At 33.7% G+C, this 2,104-nt stretch carries 2 protein-coding genes; both read right to left on the bottom strand.

Annotation, left to right across the window (positions count from 1 at the left end):
• Nucleotides 1-1,405 (bottom strand): hypothetical protein (locus tag GMD1S_RS07355; RefSeq protein ID WP_001262693.1); only part of this gene is annotated, 1,405 nt, incomplete at its 3' end.
• A 6-nt stretch (nucleotides 1,406-1,411) separates the two neighbouring features.
• A partial coding sequence (locus GMD1S_RS07350) for a DUF2130 domain-containing protein (RefSeq protein ID WP_000293688.1) occupies nucleotides 1,412-2,104 on the bottom strand: 693 nt, incomplete at its 5' end.

The raw sequence follows: 2,104 nt of genomic DNA, 5'->3' as shown, positions 1-2,104 counted from the left end.
GTTTCTTTTGATTTTCCTCAATTAATTTTTTTGAAATAAATTGATCAAGTCTATTAATAATTACAGCACCTAATATACCTGTCAATAAACTCGCCAAAAACATGCCTAAGATATTTGCAATGGTCCCTAATAATGGTATTAGAGTTTGCATTCCTGATATTGTTAATAAATACTTTTCAAAATATTCTCCTAAAAACATTGCACCTACACCTACTAGTGCAGAAGTAATAATTTTTGAAATGTGAGCTATCTTAATTGCTGTAGAATGTGTTTGATTTTCTGGGTTAGATAAATAAGAAATGCTTTCTCTGATAGAACCAAATAATTGTTTAATCAAGTTTGGAAGTTTTTGTAATTTCTGGTTAAATGCGCCGATAATTTCTCCAACAATGCTTCCAACAAAACTATCTACACCTACTTTAATAAAATCTTTGATTTTGCCAAAAAATGAATGAAGTGCTTTTTTCATTTCCTCTATAAATGTATCAAAAGATTGTTTTTTTGCTTTAAAATACCTCACTAAAGCATTCATAATTTCCTTCAACATCCCAAATAATGCTGCAATAAACATAGCTTTAACTGCATCTTTACCTGCCTTGTTCGCCATTCTTACAGAAGCTTTCTTTGCAATATCCTTATTAATAGCTTTCTTCGCTGTTTTTTCAGATTTGAGCATTTTCTTCGAATCGGCAGCTAATTTATCATTTAATCTTTTATTATTTTCAGCTTTAAGATTTCGCTTTTCGGCATCTGAGATATTCATCTTATCAATTTTCTCATTGGCTCTTTGAACTTGATTCCTAAGTTCTTTTTCCCTCAGTTCTCTATTCTTTATATATTCACTATTGGATTTTGCTCCTTTACTTTTATTAAGTGATTCGTTTGTTGCAGCAAGATTTTCTGATTTGTTTGCTAAATCCGCAGTTTCTATATCAGCAATCTTTCTCCAAGGATTTTCAAAAATTTGTTTACGTGCTACAACGTGATCTAAATTAGCTTTTTCATTTACTTTTAATGTTTTTCCGGTGTATTCATCCTTCAAGTTTCCTGATTTTTGCTTTTCTTTCATAGCATTATTTGCATCAGTATACCTTGTATCTTTTAGTATCTTACTACCTTCTTTTTTTGTATAGCCATTAGGGTTATTATCATTATACTGCTTAAGAAGAGTATCACTTGTCATATCTAAGCCAATTTGATTCGCAAATTGATCCCAGATTTCATCTAAAATAACATCTCCTAGTTTATCTGGTGAACTAATTTCTTTACATTCTATTTCTAATTTTTCGAGATTAGAAAACTCCATTGTAAATTGCTGTTCCAATAGTTCTTCTAATTCGTCATAATTTAAATTTTCAGACTCATTTACTTCTTCAGTATTCAATACTAATAATTCATTTGCCACTGCTTTCTATTCTCCCTTCAAGGCATCAAACTTCGCTTTCATGGTTGGATTTTTTCGGGTCAATTTTTTAACCGAAACATCTTCCAACTTATTGTTTGCGAGGCGGAGTTGGTTTTCGGATGTGGTTAGGAACTTCTTGACCTCTTCCATGCGTTTGATGGCCTTGTCGATTTCATCAATAGCTTTGCCAAAGTTGGTCGAAGCAGAGTTGTAGTTCTTGGCAAAAGCTAGTTTAAAGGCATCCAAATCTTCCTCAAAATGCGTAATATCGATATTTTGCTCGCGAACCAAGGCCAACTCCTGCTTGTATTTTAGAGAATTAAGCGCTGCATTACGCAAGAGCCCAATCAACTGAATAAAGAATTGAGGACGAACCACATACATCTTTTCATACTCATGACTGACGTCCACAATCCCAGTGTTAAAGTAGTCATTATCTGCCTCAAGCATGGTCACTAAAACCGCATACTCGCAGTTCTTTTCCCGACGGTCCTTGTCCAATTCCTTGTAAAAATCTGCATTCTTATGCTTCTTCTCCGTCCCATCCGCTTCGTTTTTCATTTCAAACATGATGGAAATGAATTCTAGACCATTTTCATCAAAATCACGGAAGATAAAGTCCCCCTTAGATCCTCGCGCAGAAACCTTGTTATCCTTCTCAAAGTAGGCATTTGGAAAGGCAAAACTACGAACCTTGTT

The sequence above is a fragment of the Streptococcus sp. GMD1S genome (assembly GCF_000296875.1).
Taxonomy (GTDB): Bacteria; Bacillota; Bacilli; order Lactobacillales; family Streptococcaceae; genus Streptococcus.
The sequence above is the reverse complement of the archived record's forward strand: the minus strand, read 5'-3'. Positions and strand labels throughout refer to the sequence as shown.